Source organism: Kutzneria sp. 744 (genome assembly GCF_000568255.1).
Lineage (GTDB): Bacteria > Actinomycetota > Actinomycetes > Mycobacteriales > Pseudonocardiaceae > Kutzneria.
In genome coordinates this window covers 1,588,968-1,609,175 of the sequence record NZ_KK037166.1, presented here as the reverse complement: position 1 = coordinate 1,609,175, position 20,208 = coordinate 1,588,968, and the positions used below count along the sequence as shown (strand labels likewise).

General features: G+C 69.2%; 20 protein-coding genes and 1 pseudogene. 9 read left to right on the top strand and 12 right to left on the bottom strand.

Annotated features, from left to right (window positions below; translation table 11 throughout):
• Positions 1-88: 88 nt before the first annotated feature.
• Entirely contained in the window at positions 89-424 is a 336-nt protein-coding gene (locus tag KUTG_RS07075; protein ID WP_043715774.1) for a histone-like nucleoid-structuring protein Lsr2, read from the bottom strand.
• A gap of 207 nt (positions 425-631) precedes the next feature.
• Here KUTG_RS07075 and KUTG_RS07070 point away from each other — a divergent pair, with 207 nt between their 5' ends.
• Positions 632-1,540 carry a dihydrodipicolinate synthase family protein gene (locus KUTG_RS07070; RefSeq protein ID WP_043715772.1) on the top strand — a complete coding sequence of 303 codons (909 nt, stop codon included), beginning with the start codon at positions 632-634 and terminating at the stop codon, positions 1,538-1,540.
• On the opposite strand, the gene KUTG_RS07065 is transcribed toward KUTG_RS07070, so the two are convergent.
• From KUTG_RS07065 to KUTG_RS07030, 8 genes are all read right to left on the bottom strand, one after another.
• Positions 1,537-2,004, bottom strand: coding sequence for a hypothetical protein (locus KUTG_RS07065; protein ID WP_157494375.1), 468 nt, complete (start codon positions 2,002-2,004; stop codon positions 1,537-1,539). The genes KUTG_RS07070 and KUTG_RS07065 overlap by 4 nt on opposite strands.
• Before the next feature lie 29 nt (positions 2,005-2,033).
• On the bottom strand, positions 2,034-2,723 hold the full coding sequence (locus KUTG_RS07060; RefSeq protein ID WP_052394154.1) for a GntR family transcriptional regulator: 690 nt from the start codon (positions 2,721-2,723) through the stop codon (positions 2,034-2,036).
• 1 nt (position 2,724) lies between these two features.
• Complete coding sequence (locus KUTG_RS07055; protein WP_043715768.1) at positions 2,725-3,474, bottom strand: type 1 glutamine amidotransferase; 750 nt, start codon at positions 3,472-3,474, stop codon at positions 2,725-2,727.
• The gene (locus KUTG_RS07050; RefSeq protein ID WP_084578997.1) at positions 3,464-4,741 is read right to left on the bottom strand and encodes a DUF1727 domain-containing protein; all 1,278 of its coding nucleotides are present in this window, start codon (positions 4,739-4,741) and stop codon (positions 3,464-3,466) included. Before KUTG_RS07050 ends, KUTG_RS07055 begins: the two co-directional genes overlap by 11 nt.
• 181 nt (positions 4,742-4,922) lie before the next feature.
• Complete coding sequence (locus KUTG_RS07045; protein ID WP_043715766.1) at positions 4,923-5,519, bottom strand: GTP-binding protein; 597 nt, start codon at positions 5,517-5,519, stop codon at positions 4,923-4,925.
• Between the two features lie 34 nt (positions 5,520-5,553).
• Positions 5,554-6,021 (bottom strand): roadblock/LC7 domain-containing protein, encoded by a 468-nt coding sequence (locus KUTG_RS07040; protein ID WP_369794438.1) that lies wholly within the window; start codon positions 6,019-6,021, stop codon positions 5,554-5,556.
• A complete protein-coding gene (locus KUTG_RS58100) occupies positions 6,018-6,767 on the bottom strand; it encodes a hypothetical protein (RefSeq protein WP_157494374.1) in 750 nt (249 codons plus the stop codon). Before KUTG_RS58100 ends, KUTG_RS07040 begins: the two co-directional genes overlap by 4 nt.
• Positions 6,665-8,878 carry a sensor histidine kinase gene (locus KUTG_RS07030; protein WP_084578995.1) on the bottom strand — a complete coding sequence of 738 codons (2,214 nt, stop codon included), beginning with the start codon at positions 8,876-8,878 and terminating at the stop codon, positions 6,665-6,667. The genes KUTG_RS58100 and KUTG_RS07030 overlap by 103 nt, the downstream gene beginning before the upstream one ends.
• 395 nt (positions 8,879-9,273) lie before the next feature.
• Here KUTG_RS07030 and KUTG_RS07025 point away from each other — a divergent pair, with 395 nt between their 5' ends.
• The 8 genes from KUTG_RS07025 to ltrA all read left to right on the top strand — a co-directional run bounded on the left by KUTG_RS07025 (position 9,274) and on the right by ltrA (position 16,503).
• Positions 9,274-10,254 carry an ABC transporter substrate-binding protein gene (locus KUTG_RS07025; RefSeq protein WP_063753493.1) on the top strand — a complete coding sequence of 327 codons (981 nt, stop codon included), beginning with the start codon at positions 9,274-9,276 and terminating at the stop codon, positions 10,252-10,254.
• A complete protein-coding gene (locus KUTG_RS07020; RefSeq protein WP_043715760.1) occupies positions 10,254-11,030 on the top strand; it encodes an ABC transporter permease in 777 nt (258 codons plus the stop codon). The genes KUTG_RS07025 and KUTG_RS07020 overlap by 1 nt, the downstream gene beginning before the upstream one ends.
• Complete coding sequence (locus tag KUTG_RS07015) at positions 11,027-11,764, top strand: ABC transporter permease (protein ID WP_232240694.1); 738 nt, start codon at positions 11,027-11,029, stop codon at positions 11,762-11,764. Before KUTG_RS07020 ends, KUTG_RS07015 begins: the two co-directional genes overlap by 4 nt.
• 2 nt (positions 11,765-11,766) lie before the next feature.
• Entirely contained in the window at positions 11,767-12,510 is a 744-nt protein-coding gene (locus KUTG_RS07010; protein ID WP_043715757.1) for an ABC transporter ATP-binding protein, read from the top strand.
• Between the two features lie 3 nt (positions 12,511-12,513).
• Positions 12,514-13,350, top strand: coding sequence for an aminoglycoside phosphotransferase family protein (locus tag KUTG_RS07005; protein ID WP_043715754.1), 837 nt, complete (start codon positions 12,514-12,516; stop codon positions 13,348-13,350).
• 124 nt (positions 13,351-13,474) lie between these two features.
• Positions 13,475-13,657, top strand: coding sequence for a hypothetical protein (locus tag KUTG_RS07000; protein WP_043715752.1), 183 nt, complete (start codon positions 13,475-13,477; stop codon positions 13,655-13,657).
• A 6-nt stretch (positions 13,658-13,663) separates the two neighbouring features.
• The gene (locus KUTG_RS53060) at positions 13,664-14,542 is read left to right on the top strand and encodes an HNH endonuclease signature motif containing protein (RefSeq protein ID WP_084578993.1); all 879 of its coding nucleotides are present in this window, start codon (positions 13,664-13,666) and stop codon (positions 14,540-14,542) included.
• Between the two features lie 497 nt (positions 14,543-15,039).
• Positions 15,040-16,503 carry a group II intron reverse transcriptase/maturase gene (gene ltrA, locus KUTG_RS06990; RefSeq protein ID WP_157494373.1) on the top strand — a complete coding sequence of 488 codons (1,464 nt, stop codon included), beginning with the start codon at positions 15,040-15,042 and terminating at the stop codon, positions 16,501-16,503.
• 938 nt (positions 16,504-17,441) lie between these two features.
• On the opposite strand, the gene KUTG_RS06985 is transcribed toward ltrA, so the two are convergent.
• From KUTG_RS06985 to KUTG_RS60865, 3 genes and pseudogenes are all read right to left on the bottom strand, one after another.
• A complete protein-coding gene (locus KUTG_RS06985; RefSeq protein WP_052394148.1) occupies positions 17,442-18,173 on the bottom strand; it encodes a TauD/TfdA dioxygenase family protein in 732 nt (243 codons plus the stop codon).
• Positions 18,174-18,209: 36 nt separating this feature from the next.
• Complete coding sequence (locus KUTG_RS65665; protein WP_304413664.1) at positions 18,210-19,649, bottom strand: helix-turn-helix transcriptional regulator; 1,440 nt, start codon at positions 19,647-19,649, stop codon at positions 18,210-18,212.
• A pseudogene (locus KUTG_RS60865) lies at positions 19,591-20,208 on the bottom strand (SARP family transcriptional regulator); the annotation flags it as partial. The gene KUTG_RS65665 and the pseudogene KUTG_RS60865, both read right to left, overlap by 59 nt.

Genomic DNA, 20,208 nt, shown 5'->3' with positions numbered 1-20,208 from the left:
GGGGTGTGGGGCGCGAGCCCCGCAGAACACCATGAGAGCGAGGTGTGCCAGCGCTTTCCGCTGGCACACCTCACCCGTCAACTCGCTCTCAATGCGCGGCCTGGAAACGGGCGACCAGGTCGGACGGGATGCGGCCCCGATCGGAGATCTGCGCGCCCTGGCTGCGCGCCCATTCGCGGATGGCCTGGTTCTGCGCCTTGTCGCCGGTGCGACCGGCGGGCTTGCCGATCGTCGCCCGCTGCTTGCGGCCGCCCACCCTGCGTGCGTTGTCCACATAGGTCGACAGCGAATCGCGGAGTCGTTTTGCGTTCGCCGACGACAGATCGATGCTGTACTCGACGCCGTCGAGGCCGAATGCGACGCTCTCCGCGGCAACGCCACCGTCCATATCGTCGACGAGTTCGACGATCGTCTTCTGTGCCATCGTTGCTCCACCTGACGTACGACCTATTTACCGGGCTCATTCCCACCGTATCGCATGCATGGCGGTTTTGGCGGGGTGGCGCGCGCCGAATACCTCGGATAGGTGCATGTGCGTGTCACTTGTTATGCGCCATTCGACGCCCCTTATTGCCGCCGGCAGGTCGCTCGACTATGTTGGTATACCAGATACCAGGCAGAGAGGGTTGCCATGCTGGAGGACGTCAAGCGGGCGCTGCGCTCCGTGGTGATGATCACCGTCACCCCGTTCGACGCGGCCGGAGAGGTGGACGGCCCCGCTTACCGGTCGGTGCTGCGCCGCACCCTCGACGCGGGGATCGACGTGGTCACGCCGAACGGCAACACCAGCGAGTTCTACTCGCTCACCGCCGCCGAACGGGACCACGCCCTGGACCTGACGGTGGCCGAGGCCGCCGGCCGGGCGCTGGTCGTCGCCGGGGTCGGCTACGACGTGCGGACCGCCGCCGACTCGGCGCGCACGGCCCGAGCGGCCGGGGCGCAGGCAATCATGATCCACCAGCCGGTGCACCCGTACCTGTCGGCCGAAGGCTGGGTCGACTACCACCGGGCCGTCGCCGACGCCGTGCCGGAGCTGGGCGTCGTCTGCTACCTGCGCAGCCCCCACATCCCGGCCGGCGCGCTGGCCGAACTGGCCCGCGTCGCCCCCAACTTCGTCGGCGTCAAATACGCCGTGCCGGACCCGGTGGCCTTCGGCCAGGCCGTCACGGTCGTCGAGGACGCCGCCGGCGCCGACCGGCTGGTGTGGATCTGCGGGCTGGCCGAGACCTGGGCCCCGTTCTTCTGGCCCGTCGGCGCCCAGGGCTTCACCTCCGGCCTGGCCAACGTGACGCCCGGCCTGTCGCTGGAGCTCCTCGTCGCCCTCCAGACCGACAATCGCCCCGCCGCGACCGCGCTGTGGCGCCGGCTCAAGCCGTTCGAGGACCTCCGCGCCGCCAAGGGCAGCGCCGACAACGTCTCCGTCGTCAAGGAGGCCCTCGCCCAGCTCGACCTGTGCACCCGCACCGTGCGGCCACCGATCAGCGAGCTTCCGACGGCCGGCCGGGCCGAGGTGTCGGCCTGGCTGAAGTCGGCGGGCTAGCTGTTCTTGGTTCGGCGAAAGGAGAATCGCGGCCGGCGCGGCTCCGGAGCCTGAGCCGGCACAGGTTCCGGGATCGGGGCCGCCGGCTCCGGGGCGGCGGGCTTCTCGGTGAACAGGCTGATTCCGCCGTGAATGGTGTCGGCCTGGATCACCCGGCCGTTGACGTCGCCGATGACGGTGTTGTTCGCCTTCGGCCGCGCGGGCTTCGGGCCGAACAGCACCTCCGGCCACAGTGCTTCGAGCTGGTCGGCGAAGTCTTCGCTTTCCTCGTGGGCGGCGCCGAGCCCCGCGGCCAGCGCCTCGCCCAACTGATGTCCGTCGGCGCCCACTCTGGCCGCGTCCAACGCTTCCGACAGCGCGGGCACGGTCCGGACCAGCTCTTCGAGGCGGCCCAGGGCCGCCGAATCTCTCGCCCCGCGGTTGACCAACTCGGCCGCGACGGACAGCATCCACATGTCACTCATGATCGAACCCCCCCAGGTCGGGGGCCAATCTAGCCGACGACCTCCACCGCGCGCTGCCCGGACAGCTCGATGTGTTGCCGTGTGAGGCGTTGCGCCGACTCGGCGTCGCCGGCCTCGACGGCCTTGAGGATGCGCTCGTGCTCCACGTGCTCCTCGCGCCAGGTGGGCCAGTGCGGCCACAGCAGGCTGACGGCGGCCAGGGCGGCCAGATCCCGCACGCTGTCCAGGGTCGTGATCACGAACTCGTTGCCGCAGCCGGCATACAGCGCGCGGTGGAAGTCCCGGTTGGCCACGCTCAGCTCGCCGTGGTCGACGTTGTCGAGATTGGCGCCCGACCGAGCCAGGGCCGCCCGCGCCTGGGCCACGTGAAGGGGCAGACCCAGCCGGGTCGTGGCGGCCACCGCCCACGGCTCCAGCAGCAGCCGCACTTCCTGGATCTTGCGCAGGTCGTCGCCGTCCAACAGCCGCACCGACGTGCCGCGGCTGGGCGTCAGCACGACCAGGCCGCCGGCCGCCAGCATGATCAGCGCTTCCCGCACCGGCGTCTTGGACACGCCCAGCTCGGCCGCCAGCCGCCGCTCCACCAGCGTGTCCCCGGGCCGGATCCGGCCGGCCAGAATCGCCGACCGGATCGACTCCGCCACCAGGTCGGCGCGGCTGGACACCGGGCTGAGCGGGCTCAGCCCGAGCGACGGCAGCGTCGGACGGGGCTCGGACACCTCAGAACCGGAGCAGCCGCTTGCGCCGGGTGGCCAGCGCCTGCACGGCCCGCTTCCGCTCGTCCCGCAGCTTCTCGATCACCGGGATGTCCAGCGGCGCCAGCGGCTCGCCGACCGCCCAGCTCAACAGCAGGTCCGCGAACGCCGGGTTGCGGGCCAGCACCGGGCCGTGCATGTACGTGCCGACGACGCGACCGGCGTAGGCCCCGTCGCCGCCGTCGCCGTTGCCGGTCCCGTAGACGACCTTGGACAGCGGCCGGGCCTGTGGCCCCACCTGGGTGTGCCCCTGGTGGTTCTCGAAGCCGGTCATCGACGCCTGCAGCAGCGCCGGGTCGGGCGTGGTCAGCAGCTCGCCGACGGCCCGAGACCAGGTGCCGGCCGTGGTCCGCACGTCCAGCAGGCTCAGGCCCCGGTGCGTGACGCCGTCGGTGCCGGTGAAGTCGTGGCCCAGGATCTGCAGGCCGGCGCAGATGGCCAGCACGACAGCGCCGCGCGAGGCCGCCTCCTGCATGCCGGGATTGGCGGTCAGGTGCGCGACGGCCAGCGTCTGCGCCCGGTCCTCGCCGCCGCCGAGCAGGTAGAAGTCCAGCGAGTTGGGCACGGTCTCGCCGACCGCGAGGTCCACGATCTCGGACCGGTACCCGCGCCACTCCAGCCGCTTGCGCAGCACGGTGGCGTTGCCCGAGTCGCCGTAGGTGCCCAGCACGTCCGGCAGCACCAGGCCGATGCGCACGACAGAGTCACGAACCATTGCTCAACCCCGTCTTCAGGTCCCGGAACGCGGTGTAGTTGGCGACGAGCTCGACCGCGCCGGGCGCCACCGAGTCGATCGCCTGGTACGGGTCGGGCACGTGGGTGTGCTTGACATCGGCGTAGGTCAGCCGCACCGCGAGGTCGGCCGACCGCTCGCCGGTGGCGATCACCGTGCGGCCCTGCAGCCGCTCGAACGGCACGTCCCACAGCCACGACTTGTCCCGGCCGTCGGCCTCGCGGCCGTTGATGGCGATGATCACCGGGTGGTCCGGGCTCTTGGCCAGCAGCGGCAGCGTCTCGGCCCAGCCGGCCGGGTTCTTGGCCAGCAGCAACCGCACCACGCGCTCGTTGCGGGTCAGCGTGGTGTACCGGCCGCCGACGCCGGTGATGGTGCGGATCCGCTCCAGCGCCGGCCGCAGCGGCACGCCCAGGTGGCTGGACGCGGCCAGGGCCAGGGTGGCGTCGGCCTCGTTGGCGCTGCCCGGCAGGCGCAGGGCCAGCTCGAAGGACTCGCCGGTCGGGCTGGTCATCTTGCCGTCGGCCACCGACCAGGTCGGCGTCGGACGGGCGAAGCCGCAGTCGCAGTACCAGTCGGTGGCGCCGCCGTGCACCCGCATGCCGCAGCGCGGGCACGAGGTCGAGTCGCCGCGCCAGTTGCCGCCAGCGCTCACCCAGATCGTGGTGTCGGCGTCGATGGCGGCCGAGGTGACCAGCACGTCGTCGCAGTTGGCGATGACGGTGGTGTTGCGCAGCCGGGCGATGGCGGTGCGCAGGTTGCGCTCGGTGTGGCGGACCTCGCCGACCCGGTCCATCTGGTCCCGGCTCAGGTTCAGCAGCACGATCACCGCCGGCTGCACGGCGTCGGAGATCTTCGGCAGGTAGTTCTCGTCGATCTCCAGCACGCCCACCGGCGCCGTCTGGTCGGTCGACAGCGCGGCCACCAGCCCGTCGGGCATGTTGGCGCCGCTGTGGTTGGTGGCCACCGGCGCGATCACGCTCATCGCCTTGGCCAGCATCATGGTCGTGGTGGTCTTGCCGTTGGTGCCGGTGACCAGCGCGACGGTGCGGTCCTTGCACAGCCGGGCCAGGGCGTGCGGGTCCAGCGCCAGCGTCACGCGGCCGCCGATGATGCCGCCGGCGCGGCCGGTGGCCTTGGACAGCTTGGCCGCCAGGTTGCCGGCGGCGACCGCCGCCGCGGTACGGGTCGGCAGCTCCCCGTTCAGGTGGCTGGACGACACGTCCAGGCCGGCGTTCGTGGAATCCATCAGCCACCCATCATCACGACAGCAAGATCTTAAGCAGTTCTCAGACTACGTGTTTCAGGACGTGCCACCACAACGGGGGTTGTGTCCTCGGCGCCCCGACACGGCGAGGGCCCGCTTGACACCATGGTGCCATGCGGGCCCCGCGAAACCCGGCGTCCGTGCGCCGGACACGCCCCGTTCGTCACGCCCGGACGGTCATCCACTTCCGCATGGAGTGCTCGACCAGGGTGATCAGCGTCTGCTTGGTCGACTCCCGGTTGCGGGCGTCACACGTCACGATCGGCACCGACTGGTCGATCGTGAGCGCGTCCCGCACGTCGTCGATCCGGTGGTGCAGCATGCCGTCGAAGCAGTTCACCGCCACCACGTACGGCAGCTGCCGGTCGTCGAAGAAGTCGATCGACGCGAACGCGTCGGCCAACCGCCGCGTGTCCACCAGCACCACCGCGCCGATCGCCCCGCGCACCAGGTCGTCCCACATGAACCAGAAGCGGTGCTGACCGGGCGTGCCGAACAGATACAGAATCAGGTCGCTGTCCAACGAGACACGACCGAAGTCCATCGCGACCGTCGTGGTGACCTTGTTCGGCGTCGCCGAGAGATCGTCGACGCCGAGGCTGGCCTCGGTCATCACCGCCTCGGTCGTCAACGGCACGATCTCGGACACCGACCCGACGAAGGTCGTCTTGCCGACACCGAACCCGCCCGCGACCACGATCTTGGCCGACGTCGTCGCCTGCCGGGCGACCTGCGCGCCCCGGCCCTGTCCTGATTCCACTCGGCTCCAGCCCTCTAGAACCGCCGCGTCGCGCTCATCGGCGCACCGCGGCCAACTGCAACTGCGCCCGCAGCTCGGGGGTGAGCTGAGAGCCGACCCGTTCCACCAGCCTGGCCATGGCGTACCCGACCAGTCCGATCTCGCAGCCGGGCGCCGCGAGCACGGCGAGGCACGACCCGTCGCTGATGGACATCAGGAAAAGATACCCGCGCTCCATTTCGACGACCGTCTGGTTCACCGTTCCGGCGTCGAACACCCGCGCCGCGCCCGCCACCAGGCTCACCAGACCCGACGAAACCGCAGCCAGTTGCACCGCGCGGTCCCGCGGCAGGCCCTCTGTCGCGCACAGCACGAGACCGTCGGCGGAGACCACCACGGCGTGCGCGACACCGGCGACCCGGTCCACGAAGTCGTCGATGAGCCAGCTGAAGTCGGTCAGCTGCTGATCGGGTGACTGGCCTTCGGCCGACTGGTCGGTCTGTTGGTCGGACGGGGAACTCACGACTGCTCCTTGCCTTGCTCGGGTGGCGGCCCGAAGGTCGTCGGCTGGGTGTAGCCGGCGTCGATGGCCTCGTCGGGGGCGGCCGTCGGGGCGGAGTGCCGGCCGAGGCTGACACCGTGCTGGTAGGTGGACATCCGGGCCCGCAGCGCGTCGGGGGAGCGGCGCGGCAGCGCCGGCGCGACGGCGGCCTGCGGCCGTGGCGTGGCCGAACCCGGCACGAGCTGCGACTTCGGCACCCGCTTGGGCAGCCCGGCGTCGGTGACGGCGTCCGGCTCCTTGGCCAGCACCGTGTTGGCCAGGGCCCAGCCGTCGTCGCCCGCGGAGTGCCAGCCGTTGGCGGCCCCATTGGTCATCCCAGTGGTGGCCCGCTTGGTCGTCACGGTGGCCGGTTCTTCGTCCTCGGCGCGCGGCTCCGGCACCGCGTGGTCCTCGGTCTCCGACGTCGCGTCGTCCTCAGGGACGTCCTGAGGGGCCTTCTCAACGGGCTTGTCGACGGCCTTGTCGGCGCTCTTCTCGGCGTCGCCGGGCACCTCGAACCACTGCGAGAGCACTTCCTGGTAGATCGGCAGCCGCTCGGTCGGCGGGTCGTCGTAGTCGAAGCGGCGCTGCGGCGTCGGCCACGGCTCCACGCTGCTGGCCGGCGTCACCTCGGGCTCGGCCGGCGGCGTCTTGCGGCGCGGCGCGAACAGGTCCACCGACTCGGTGACACCCGGCTCCGCCGGCTGGTTGGTGACGATCGGCGACACCTGGCCCGGCACCCACTTGGGCAGGCCGACGATGTCCTGCGGCAGGTCCGGCTCGGGCAGGGGAGTGCGCTGGGTGGCCGCGGCGGCCACGGTCGGCGGCGCCGCGGGCGGCGGGGGCACGGCGTCGGCCCGGTCGACCAGCGTGGCCGGGATGACCACGTGCGCGTCACGCCGCCCTCGATGTCGGCGTTGTCCCGCAGCCGAACCTTGATGTCGTGCCGCTTGGCCAGCTGCGCCACCACGTACAGGCCCATCTGGCGGGAGGCGGTCACGTCCACCTCGCCCGGATCGGCCAGCCGCTCGTTGGCCGCCGCCAGGTCGGGCTCCTGCATGCCGACGCCGCGGTCGTGGATCTCGATGGCCAGCTCGCCGCGCCGCATCTTGGCCGACCGCACCGTGACCTTGCTGGTCGGCGGCGAGAAGGCGGTGGCGTTGTCGAGCAGCTCGGCGATCAGGTGCGTGATGTCGTTGACGGCCCGGCCCTGGATGGTCAGGTCCGGCGCCGGCGCGATCTGCACCCGGGCGTACTTCTCGACCTCGGACATGGCCCCGCCGAGCACGTCGGAGACCAGCACCGGCCTGGTCACCCGGCGGGTCAGCGTGGTGCCGGCCAGCACCAGCAGGTTCTCGCTGTTGCGGCGCATCTGCGTGGCCAGGTGGTCCAGCTCGAACAGGCTGGCCAGCTGGTCCGGGTCCTGCTCGTCCTGCTCCAGCCGGTCGATCACGCCGATCTGCCGCTCGACCAGCGCCTGGCTGCGCCGGGACAGGTTGACGAACATCGCGTTCACGTTGCCGCGCAGCGCCGCCTGCTCGCTGGCCAGCCGCACGGCCTCCCGCTGCACCGCGTCGAAGGCCCGGGCGACCTGGCCGACCTCCTCGGTGGTGTGCACCGGGACCGGCTCCACGGCCTCGCCCTCGGCCTCACGGTCACGCATGATCCGTTCGATGGCCGCGGGCAGCTTGGTGCGGGCCACTTCCAGCGCGCTGCGGCGCAGCACCCGCAGCGGGATCAGCATCGAGCGGGCCACGAACGCCGTGACCGCCAACGCGATCAGCAGCGCCACGATGACCAGGGCGCTGTCCCGGAACGCGGCGCCGCGGGCGGCCCCGATCAGGGTGCGCACCACGGATTGGGCCTGCTGCTGGATCTGTCCGACGACCCGGGTGAACAACGCGGCCGTGGTGCTGGACAGCGCCTGGACGTCGGCCGGCCGCACGGTGATCGCGCCGCCGCCGTCACCGGACTGCACGAGGGCCAACTGCACCACGCGGTTGCGCTCGTCGACGTCCGGACCGCTGATGGTGTCCTGCGCGAGCTGGCGGTTGTCGGCGCCGGCGGTGTTGGTGAAGTCCTCCATGTCGGAGGCGAACCGGGCCTGCGCGGCCCGCAGCTGATCGGCCAGGTCGGGCGCGAACTGCTTGTGCAGCGTGGCGGAGACCACGAGCGTGCCCTGCAGCCGGAGCTGCTCCTTGGCGTCGGTCAGCGTCTGCACCGAGGTGTCCAAAGGGGACAGCAGAGGGTGGCTCACGTTCGTGGCGGCGACCCGCACGATCTGGATCAGCGAGTCGATGACCTCGGTGTAGGTGGTCAGCGCGGCGACGTCCGGCAGCCGCGTGGTGACCGCGCTGTTGCGCAGGGCGGAGAGCTGGTCGAGCTGCTCAAGGCCCTTGTCGACCGCGTCTCCCACCGGCCCCGACACGGTCGCCCGATCGTCGCGCAAGGTGTCGACGGCCGTGTCCACCGGGCCGAACTTCGGTGGCTGGTCGACCCGTCCGGCCGCGATGTAGGCCACAACCGAGTCACGCTCGGCCTGCAACAGGTCGACCACCGTGGCCGCCTGGCCGGCCACCGCCAACTGGTGGCGGTCGTCGCCGTACTGGCGGGCGTCGTCGAGCTGGCTGGACAGCCGCAAACCCGCCAGCGTCAGCGTGCTCAGCGCCGGCACCAGCAGGATGACCACCAGCTTGCGGCCCAGTTTCCAGTTGCGCAGCCGCCATCCCGCGCCGGAATCGCGGCTTTTGTCGGGATGAGCGGAGCCGCGCCGTTCGGACTCAGCCTCGTCGGCCGGACCATGCACGGTCAGCACTCCCCCAAGGTCACTTCGGTCCATCGCCGAAGGTGGATCTTGGAGGGCGAGAGGCTCATTCCGTACCGCCGATCGGAGTACTGGGCACGACAGTCACGTGCATGGTGGTGCCTTCGGGGCAATGTGATCAAGCGTTTGGAGGTCTGGACGCCGGTGGTGTCCGCTCGGGATGATCCTGCACCGTGAAGGTGCGGTGACGGCTCGTAGCGGGACTGGTGCCGAGGGATGGGAAAAATTGGCACCTACCTCAAACCCTCACTCCGTCGGGTGTCATCCGCGTCCATGATTGAATCACGCACGGTGTTCGATCGGCTACGGTGATCCCCGTTCCGGGCCGGTTGTGCCCGTGAATGGGTCATTCCCTTCACAACCGCACCCCGAGTACCGCTCAACACTGTTGATTAAAGGAGAGTCCGCCGATGGCCACCCGCGCCACTCGATGGGCTGCCGTGATCGCCGTCACCGCCATGACCGCGAGCGGATGCAGCCTGCTCAACGGTGGCGGCGCCGACACATCGGCGCCCGCCGCTGGCCACCAGAAGATCAGCGTCGGCATCATCGCCACGGTCGATGACGCACCGGTAAAACTGGCCCAGGCCAAGGGTTACTTCACCGAGGAGGGCCTCGACGCCGACGTCAAGGTCTATCCGTCGGTGCAGCAGACCATGCCGGCCCTGCAGTCCGGCGAGATCGACGTCACGCTGATGAACTACGTGTCCTTCTTCCAGGCCGAGGCGGCCAAGACGCTGGACGCCAAGGTCGTCTCCGACGCCTACCAGGGCACCCCCGACTCGCTGGTGCTGCTGGCCAAGCCCGACTCCGGCATCCGCACGCCCAAGGACCTGGCCGGCAAGAAGGTCTCCGTGCACTCCAAGGGCAACATCGTGGAGCTGCTGATCAAGGCCGTGCTGCAGGACAACGGCGTCGACCCCACCTCCGTCAACTACCTCGAGGTGAAGTTCCCTCAGATCCCCGCCGCCCTGGCCAACGGCCAGATCGACGCCGGCGGCGACCTCGAGCCGTACATCACTCAGGGTGAGCAGCAGTTCGGCGTGCAGCCCACGTTCAAGATCGTGACCGGCGCCACGGACAACATTCCGCTGTCCGGCTACGTGGCGTCGGCCAAGTTCATCGGCGCCCACGCCGACGTCGTGGCCAAGTTCCAGAAGGCCATGGTCAAGGCCCAGAAGGCCGCCGCCGACCGCAGTTCCATCAGCTCCGTGCTGCCGGACCTGACCGGCGTCGACAAGCAGACCTCCTCGCTGCTGAAGCTGGGCGTGTTCCCCACGTCGGTGGACGCCACCCGGTTGCAGCGCGTGGTCACGTTGATGAAGACCTACGGCTACCTTCAGCAGTCGATGGACGTGAGCACGCTCGTGTTGCCCACGCCGAACAGCTGATGTCGCTGGTCCGCAAACTGGTCGGTCTGGTCGGCTTCCTGCTCGTGTGGGAGGCCGCCAGCCGGCTTTCGCTGGTCGACCCGCGAGTGCTGCCGCCGCCGTCGGACGTGTTGGTGCGCTTCGGTTTGCTGTTCACCGACCGGAGTTTCGTCGCCGGCGCCATCTCCACCGTGCTGTCGTGGTCGATCGCCCTGGTGTGCGCCTGGGTGGTCGGCCTCGTGTTGGGACTGGTGCTGGGGTCCGTGCCCTTGTTGCGGCTGATCAGCATGCCGGTGGTGGAATTCCTGCGACCGTTGCCCGCGGTGGCCCTGATTCCGTTGGCCATCGCCCTGTTCGGCACCGACGCCCAGACCAAGATCACCCTGGCCGCGTTCGCCGCGACCTGGCCGATCCTGCTCAACACCAGCTACGCGCTCGGGGAGGTCGACCCCCGGCTGCTGGAGACCGCCCGGTGCTTCCGGGTCAGCCGGTGGCGGGTGTTGACCGGCGTGACCCTGCCCAGCATCGGGCCGTTCGTCGTGACCGGCGTGCGGATCTCCGCCTCCATCACGCTGATCGCCATCGTCGGCACCGAGTTCCTGGCCGGCGGCAGCATCGGACTGGGGCAGTACGCGTTCCTCCAGGGCACCAGCGGCGGTCGAATGGACGTCGTGCTGGCCGCCACCGTGTTCGCCGGGCTGTTCGGTTGTCTGGTGAACGCCGGATTCCTGACGGTGCAACGCCGTTGGGTGTCATGGGGGAGTGTCTCATCCAGTGGGGCAGAGGTGGCCGCGTGAATGCCTGGATCCGCGCCGGCGTTCTCTTCTGCGCGCTGCTGGTGTGGCAATGGGTTACCGTCGAGGTCGGCAATCCGTACTTTCCGCCACCCCTGCGAGTCGCCGAGGCGGCCGTTCGGCTGTGGCCCTCCCACCATTTCGCCGCCGATGTGCTGCCCAGCCTGCTTCGGGTCCTCGGCGGTTGGGCCGCGGCTTCCGTGCTGGGCATTGTCATCGGCGTGCTGCTAGGCCGTTCCCGCGCCGCCGCCGACTACTTCGAGTTCGTGTTCACGTTTCTGCGCACCCTGCCGCCGCCCCTGCTCGTGCCGGTGTTCATGCTGATCTTCGGCATCAGCACCGAGATGGAGGTGGCGACCATCGTGTTCGGCTCCGTGTGGCCCGTGCTGCTCAACTCTGTCGACGGTGCCCGGTCCGTCGATCCCGTCATGGCCGACACTGCCCGCGTGTTCCGGCTTTCCCGTGCCCGCTGGCTTTTCGGCGTCGTGCTGCCGGCCGCCGGTCCGAAGATCTTCGCCGGCCTGCGGGTCAGCCTGTCCATCGCCCTGATCCTCATGGTCATCGCCGAGGTCGTCGGCGCCACCAGCGGCATCGGTTACCAGCTCGGCACCGCCCAGGGCGCGTCCGACCTGCCCGGGATGTGGTCGTGGATCGCGTTGATCAGCCTGCTCGGCTATCTACTCAACAGGGGGTTGCTCGCCGTGGAGCACAGGGCGCTGGTCTGGAGCCGGCCGTGAGCATGCTCGAAGTGACCGGGCTCGGTCACACCTACGGTTCCGTCGACGCCGTCTCGGATGTGTCCTTCGCCGTCGAGCCGGGGGAATTGGTCTGCATCGTCGGGCCTTCCGGCTCCGGCAAGTCCACCCTGTTGCGCTGCATCGCCGGCCTGTTGCCCGCCTCCCGTGGCGACGTCTTCCTGCACGGCGACCGCGTCTCCGGCGTGCCGTCGGATCTCGCCGTCGTCTTCCAGGACTACAGCCGCTCCCTGTTGCCGTGGCGGACCGTCTTCGGCAACGTCGAGTTCCCGTTGCGGGACCGTGGTCTGTCCACTGTGGAACGCCGCTCGCGCGTCGAGGAGGCCTTGGCGTGGGTCGGTCTCTCCGGTGCCGCCGGCAAGCACCCTCATGAGCTCTCCGGTGGCATGCAGCAACGGGTCTCCATCGCCCGTGCCTTGGCGTATCGCCCCGCTTTGATGCTCATGGACGAGCCCTTCGCCTCCGTGGACGCCCAGACCCGTGCCGACCTGGAGGACCTGGTTTTGAAGGTTCGTTTGGAGGCTGGCATGACCGTTCTCCTTGTCACCCATGACATCGACGAGAGCGTCTACCTGGCCGACCGGGTGCTGGTCCTGTCGCCTTCGCCCGCTACCGTCGTCGAGACGTTGAAGGTCGATCTGGCCTCGCCTCGTGACCAGATCACTACCCGGGGGAGTGAGTCCTTCGTGCGACTGCGCACCGAGATCGCCCGCCTAATCCGGCGGTAGGCGGTGGAGCTCTTCGACATCGCCGAGGAGTTGCTGCCCGGCGTCGATCTCTCTTCGGCCTTCGTCGCCGTGGACGGCAACGTCCATGACGTCCTGCTCATCCCCGACGTCGCCGCCGTCCGCGTCAGCCGTCGTCCCCTGGCCGCCTCTTCGATGCCCCGCCGCGTCGAGGTCTTGCGCCAGTTGGCTTCCGCCGGTCTGCCCTTCCAGATCCCTGAACCTTTGACCCCCGTCACCATGTTCGACTCCCGTGCCGCCGTCGCCGTCTCTTGGGTCGGCGGCACCGCTTTGCCCGAGGGTGTCGGCTCTCCCGCCCAGATCGCCGAGGTCTTGGACGCCGTCCGCTCCGTTCCTTTGACACCCTCCCTCTTGGCTGCCCTCGACTCTCGCGCCGAAGGTCCTTCTTGGTCCACCGTCATCGAGTCCGTCATCGTTCCTCTGCTCCCTCCCCGTTGGCAGGCCGACGTTCTTGGCCGCTTGTCTGACGCCCTCGCTCTACCCGCCGTTCCCGATTCCTTGGTGCATGGCGACCTCGGCGGCTCCAACGTCCACTACTCGCCCGACGGCAAGCTGCTCGGCATTCTCGACTGGGACATGGCCATGCCCGGTGACCCCGCCATCGATGCCGCCTTGATGTCTTGGCACGGCTGGGAAACCGTCCGTCAGGCCGTCTCTCCCGTCTCCTACCACCGTGCCCGCACCTGGGACTGCCTGCTCGGCGTCGGCCACCTCGTCGCCACCATGAACGGCCGCCCCATGACCAGCCCCTCCGGCTTCGTCACCGCCGTCCTCCCGTGGCTAGAACAGAACCCCCGCGAGTCACGCCCTCAGACCCCCTGAATGTAGGTTTCGGGCAGCCCTCCTTCACCGTAAGTCGTTGCGCCCCAACGCTTTTCACTCGTTAGTGATTCGAGTCGATCATACCTCGCGCGTAAACTCGCAGGTATGAACCGAAGTCGCTCGCATGATCGAATGCGAGCGCGAGATCCGCCGCCTGCAGGCCGAGCAACTCCGCCTCATCGCCCCCCTCGACGTCGACGAATGGACCGCCCACGACATCGGCCCCGCCCTGCAACTCTCTCCGTCCAACGCCTCCGACCGCGTCAAATGGGCCCGGGTCTTGCACGACGAGCACCCCACCGTCTGAGACGCCCTGCACGCCGGCATCATCTCCGAGCGCTCCGCCCACGCCCTCATCGACCCCACCGAGTACTACCCACCCGAACTCGCCCACCGCGCCATCGCCAAGACCCTCGAAACAGCAGCAGGCCGCTCCCCGCAGCAGCTCCGCCGGTCCTGCCAGGCCCGGTTGCAGCGCGCCGACCCCGCCATCCACCTGCAACGGCGCGACGCCGCCCGCCGCAGCCGCACAGTCGTCCTGTTCGACGCCCAGGACGGCCTCGGCGTCGTCTCCTGCTCCCAGCCCATCGAGATCGCCCACGCCATGTACGCCACGATCGACCGTCTCGCCGCCCACGAACCGAAGAACGGTCGCACCCTCGACGAGATCCGCGCCGACGTCATGGCCGGTTTGATCCTGGAGGACCCCAAGACCGCTGGGCTGAAGCCCTTGATCCAGGTCACCGTCCCCCTCACCGCCCTGTTGGGCGTCGACGAACGCCCCGGCACGCTCGCCACCGGCCAACTCATCCCCGCACCCGTGGTGCGGGAGTTGATGTCCCACCCCGGCACCCTGTTCCACCGGTTGTTGACCGACCCCGCCGGACACCTCGTGGAGTACACCCCGAAGCTGTACCGCCCCAACACCGCCCTCGACCGCTTCCTCCGCGCCCGCCACCACACCTGCGTGATGCCCTGCTGCTCACACCCCTCGCGGAGCTGCGACATCGACCACGCCACCCCCTGGCCCGTGGGGGAGTCGACCGCCACCAACATGGCACCGCTCGATCGACGGCATCACCGCTACAAGGTGCGCCGTGAGGCGCTTGTTCACCGAACGGAGGTGAAAGACCTCCGTCGCCGTCCTGTCACGAAAGGACGGTCGAAGCTGAGGGCAGTCGGGTTCCCGTAGGGAGTGCAGGGGATTCGACGGGAAGCAGCCCTGACAAAGGTGGGACACGCTAGCACTGCCAGATGGCGTGGGCCTGTTGAGCGAGACGAGAAGGTATACGCGAGAAACCAGTGTTTGATTCCTCGTTATGTGGAGCCGGCTCGAAACCTGGTGGATCTGGGCCGGTACTACGGTGCCCGCCGTGCTCGATTGTTACTGCGCGGTGGCCGTCCGCTGTCACACCCGGTGGCGTCGGGCAGTCCATGCCGAATTGTTCGTGGCGTAGGCATTGAGGCCGTCGGGGTAGAGCTGGGTGCCTCACTCGTCGATCGGTGACAAGTGAACACGGGAACCACCCCGCATCCCCTCCCTCTAGGGTTCCAGTCAGGAACCGGGAAGGGAAGGCACACTGCCTGCCGATGGTGTCGGGGTGGGGCGGAGCTCTCGTAGTAGTCCGAGCCGGGGAAAGCCCGGCGCATGGCGAAGGAGAGCAGTGGGTCAGCAGAGGAGATATGGTCATGCCGGAAGACGCGCCGGTGAACATCGGCGCCATGCTGCGCACACCCTGTCGGGCGGAGCGGCGGGTACTGGGTATTCAAACGAAGCTGCACAGTTGGGCCAAGGCCGACGTGGGTCGTCGGTTCGATGATCTGTACAACCTCGTGGCGGATCCGGCGTTCCTCGTGACAGCGTGGACTCGGGTTCGGGAGAACAGAGGGTCACGGACCGCGGGGGTCGACGGGCGCACAGCCCGATCGATCACCGAGTCCGCTGGTGGTGTGGAAGGGTTTCTGGAGGGCCTGCGCACGCAGTTGAAAGCGCGGACTTTCCGGCCCGTTCCTACGCGGCGACGCGCAATCCCCAAAGGAAAGGGCAAGGTTCGATATTTGGGGTTACCCGCCGTGGCGGACCGGGTGGTCCAGGCCTGCCTCAAGCAGGTGCTGGAGCCGATCCTGGAGACGGATTTCTCCTCGTCCAGTTATGGGTTCCGGCCGGGACGACGGGCACAGGACGCGATCGAGGACATTCGCCACAGCGCCCACTTGGGATACGAGTGGGTGTTCGAGGGTGATATCGCCTCGTGCTTCGACGAGATTTCGCATACGGCCCTGATGGACCGGTTGCGGAAGCGAGTCGGGGACAAACGGGTCCTGGCGTTGGTGAAATCGTTCCTGAAGGCCGGGGTGCTGGGTGAGGACGGGATCGGCCGGGACACCCTTGCGGGAACTCCCCAGGGCGGTATCTTGTCGCCGCTTTTGGCCAATCTCGCCCTGACTGTCCTCGACGACTATTTCGACACGCGATGGATGGCGCATGGCTCAGAAGCGGGCCGGCGGCGCTATCGGCGGCGCGGAGGTGCGACGTATCGCCTCGTCCGCTATGCCGATGATTTTGTGATCCTGGTGTACGGGTGTCGGGAGCACGCCGAGGCGCAGTGGGAGGAGGTGGGCGACGTGTTGTCCGAAGTCGGCCTGCGGCTGGCTGTGGAGAAAACACGCGTTGTCCACATTGACGAGGGGTTCGACTTCCTTGGGTTCCGCATCCAGCGGCACCGCCAGTGGGGAAGCGACCGCCGGTTCGTCTACTTGTATCCGTCGGCCGAGTCCATGGCGAAGGTTCGACGGAAAGTGAAGGCGGCCAGCGACAAACGGGTCACGAACCAGTCCGCGAGCGTGACGATGAACAGGTTGTCGGCGCTCACACGTGGATGGTGCCTGTACTTCCGGCACGGTGCTTCCGCTGCCGCCTACCAGGACCTGCGCGACTTCCTGTGGCGCAGAACGTGGATATGGCTGCAGAAGAAGCATCCAAAGAAGGGGCGGAAGTGGATTGTCGAGCGGTACTACCGTCCTGGATGGTGGCCCTCGGCAGGCGCGGAGAAGTTGTTCGATCCGGGGTCGATGAAGATTGAGCGTCATCGCTACCGGGGCAACAAGATACCTACCCCGTGGTCCCACGCGACCGCGCCGGTCATGGCCTGACCGACTCATGGAGAGCCGGATGCGTTCACCGCACGTCCGGTTCGGGCGAGCGGTCGGGGGAAACGACCGTCCGAAGAGGACGGAACCGCGCCCCCGGCCGACTCGCACCACGCCACCAACACCGAAGGCGCCATCGCCAAGGACGGCACCACCACCATGACAACCCGATGGGGCCTGACCTACGTCACCACAGAGCCGTTGGATGAGCCCCGCTCTAAAGGCGGACTGGGGGCACTCGCCTTACCGGCCAACCACGGCCGGAGACCTTCGCGCCAGCGGGACCGCTGCCGCGACCACAACGGCAAGTCCCTGTCTTGACGGATGTCTGTGCCGTCGCGGCCTTGCCACCCGAACCCGTGGTCCCGCCAGTCGCGCCTCACGTCCAGCGCTTGCGACCGCAGGTCCACTCACGTCACGCGTTGGTCACCCCACCGCGCGCGCCATCCCCCACCTCCACCTGCTGCATCCCTTGCCGCCCTCACCTCGCCACCCCGCACCACAAACCGTCCGCCGCGCCGACCCTTCCCCAACCTCACGCCCGCCAACCACGGACGCTCCTCTCCTACCTGGCCCTCCCAAGCCTTCTGTAAACCCGCGCACCCACCCAACCCTCGCCGCCCGACCTCACCCGCGCACCCACCCACCTCGCGCCCCCGCCGACGCCCCAGCCGCATGCCGGGCAGTCCCGCCCTTCCCCCAACACCACACCAAGCAGCGCAAACTCTCCCCACCTTTCGTGCCCTCCCAAGCCTTCTGTAAACGCACGCCCCACCCACCGGACACCGCCCGACTTCACCCGCGCACCGACCCAAACTCGCGTCCCTCCCGCACCACAGCCGCATGCCGAGAAGTCTCACCCCATACGCCAGCCGCGCAACCACGGCCTGCCCACAGCGCACGGCGGAAGCCGCAACACGACTGCCGACCGACGAAGCCACCTACAAGATGTGCACCCGATGCAACGCCGGTCGGCCCACAGCCCCCAACCCCTCCCGACGGTGCAGCACGGCATGGTTGTCGACGAGCACGAAGTCGCCGTCCTGCCAGGCGTGGGTGAAGGAGAAGCGGGGGTCGTACAGCCGCTCCCGGAGTTCACCGACCAGGCCGACGGCGTCGGGCACGCCGGCGAACTCCAACAGCAGGGGGATCGTGAAGGCGGCGGGGTCCAAAGGCTCCTGATAGCGGAGGACACGACGGCCGGTGATGGGGTGGATGTCGACGAGGCGGCTGGTGCAGGTGCAGTCGCCGTATCCGCCCTGGTAGGTGACGGAGACGGACTCCCAACGAAGGAGCTCGGCCGGCGGCAGGGAAGCGAGAAGGCGCGTGGTGTCGCAGAAGGTCATCTCCCAGCCGGAAGGAGGCGCGGCGGGGCAGTGGAAGAGCAGGTAGCTGGGGGTCTGCTCGACGAAAGGACCGTCCCAGTGGAAAAGCACGGGATCGACGCCGGTGATGTCGTACACCTCCCCGAACTCCCACCGCAGCAGGGGACCGAAAGCCCGGGCGCAGTCGGCGAGGGCGTCGGGACTGACGGAGCGGAAGCCCCGAAGCACGACGAGGCGGTGCTGCCCGACCCAACGGGCCAACAGGGCGGGAGCGAGGTCGGAGACGTCCTCGCCGGGCACGGGCGTGACGAGCAGCCCGAAAGGTGACAGCTCGGTGCGCACGGGCATGTCGCGATCCTAAGCACAGATCGGATGGGGAAAAGGCTAGTCCACAGTGGACACGGGGTGGTGGGCGGCCTCCCGGGCGATCTCGCTGCGGGAATGGGCGGCGAGCTTGACGAGGATGTGCGACACATGGGTCTGCACGGTCCTACGGGACAAGAAGAGGGCGGCGGCGATGTCGGGGTTGGAACGGCCCTGGGCGACGAGGTGCGCGACGCGGAGCTCGGTGGGGGTGAGGCTCTCCCACCCGGTGGTGGGACGGGCCCGGCGACCACGCTGCCCACGCCGTACGCCATAAGGACGGGTGCGGGCGTCGGCGCGGCGGATGTCCCAGTCGGCGCGGAGCTCGGTGTAGACCTCGATGGCCTCGGAGAGGGCAGCGCGGGCCCGCACGAGATCGTTGGCCTCGCCGAAAAGCACGGAGGCGTCCTCCAGCGCGTTGGCCAACTCCAGGCGCCGCCCGGCGGAACGGTAGTGCTCGGCGGCGGTCAGCAAACGCAGCGGATCCCGCTCCAACAAACCCTGGCACCGGGCGGCGGCGGCATCCTTCACGGGCATGGGCGCCTCATCGGCCTCGGCCTGACACTGCTGCGTGGCCGACAAAGCGGTTTCCCGATCGCCGGCGGCCAGGGCGAGACGGGTGAGCTCCGGCAGGCACATGTATCGGACGTTCATCTCCAAGCCGGTGCCGGGAGACAACAACACCGGCGACAACTCGGCGACGGCCTGGGCCGGCAGCCCATCCCGCTCACAGGCCAAGGCCCGGGCCAACAACACATAGCCGGCATTGCGGCGGTCGTCGGCGATGGCCAACGGCTCGGTCCGCACGGCCTTGAGGTGCACGGCGGCAGTGGTGCGGTCGTCCCGATGCCCGGCGATCAACGCCAACAACCCGTGCAGGGTGAGGAACGAGTACCGCCCCTCGCTCAACTCGGGAATCGACTCCAGCTCGCTCAGTGCGTCGTCCCACCGCCCCAACAAGAAGTAGTGCGCGGCCATCATCACGTGCACCTGCGTGAACCGCGCGGCCCCGGCCTGCTCGGCCAGCTCACGCACCAGAATGATCCGCTCGTCGATGCCGGCGGTCTCGTCCAGGTTGACGTCGGCGACGATCCGGTTGCACAACAGCAGCAGCCGCAGGTCCAGGTGCTCACGGTCGTCCCCGAGCACGGTCAGCGCCTGGTCGATGAGCCCCCGGTTGCCAAGCTCGTCGCCGACGAAGCTGCGGTCCAGGGACATGACGTGCAGCCCCATGCCCACGGCGAAACGATCCGGCGCGGCCCGACCGGCCTCGATGGCGGAGGCGGCGGTGGTAAGAGCGGTGGCGGTGTCCAGGTCGACGGCCTGGACGAGGGCGGTCAGAGAAAGCAGCCGCGCGTGCCAACCGGGCGCCAAAGCGGCCGCCAGACCGGAGGCCAGCACCTCAAGGGCCTCGGCGGAGTGCCCGGTACGCAAAGAGGTGTACGCCAGCACCCAGCTCATCTCGGCGACCCGGTCGGGGGTCGGTGGTCCTGCTCAGCACCTGGCGGGCCTGCTGCGCGGCGTCGGCGTTGCGCCCCATGCCGGCCAGCGAGGTGGCCAGCCAACTGGCGAACACGTCCCGCCGAGGGTCGTCGGATCCGACCTGGTCGATGGCCCGCCGCAACAGCTCGATCGCGGTCTGCGGCGCCCGGTGCGTCAGGATCGGGGCGGCCCCGGCCAGCCAGTCGAGGAACCACTCGTCCTCGCTGCCGGCGGCCGGCAACAGCTGCTCGGCCACCTGCGATATGGGCGCGCCGGAGTCGGCCAGTGCCCGCGCGGCCTCCCGGTGCAGCGCGGTCCGGACGGCGACCGGGGTGCCGTCGTACAGGGCCTGCCGAATGAGCGGATACCGGAACGCCAGGTGCTGCCCGGCCTCGGTGATCACGCCACCGCCGACGGCCTCGGCCAACAGCAGGGCCAGTTCGGACGCCGGCATCCGCGCCACCACGGCCAGGTCGTGCACGGCGAACTCGGCCCCGAGCAGCGACGCCGCCCGCAGGGCCTCGGTGGTCTCGTCGGA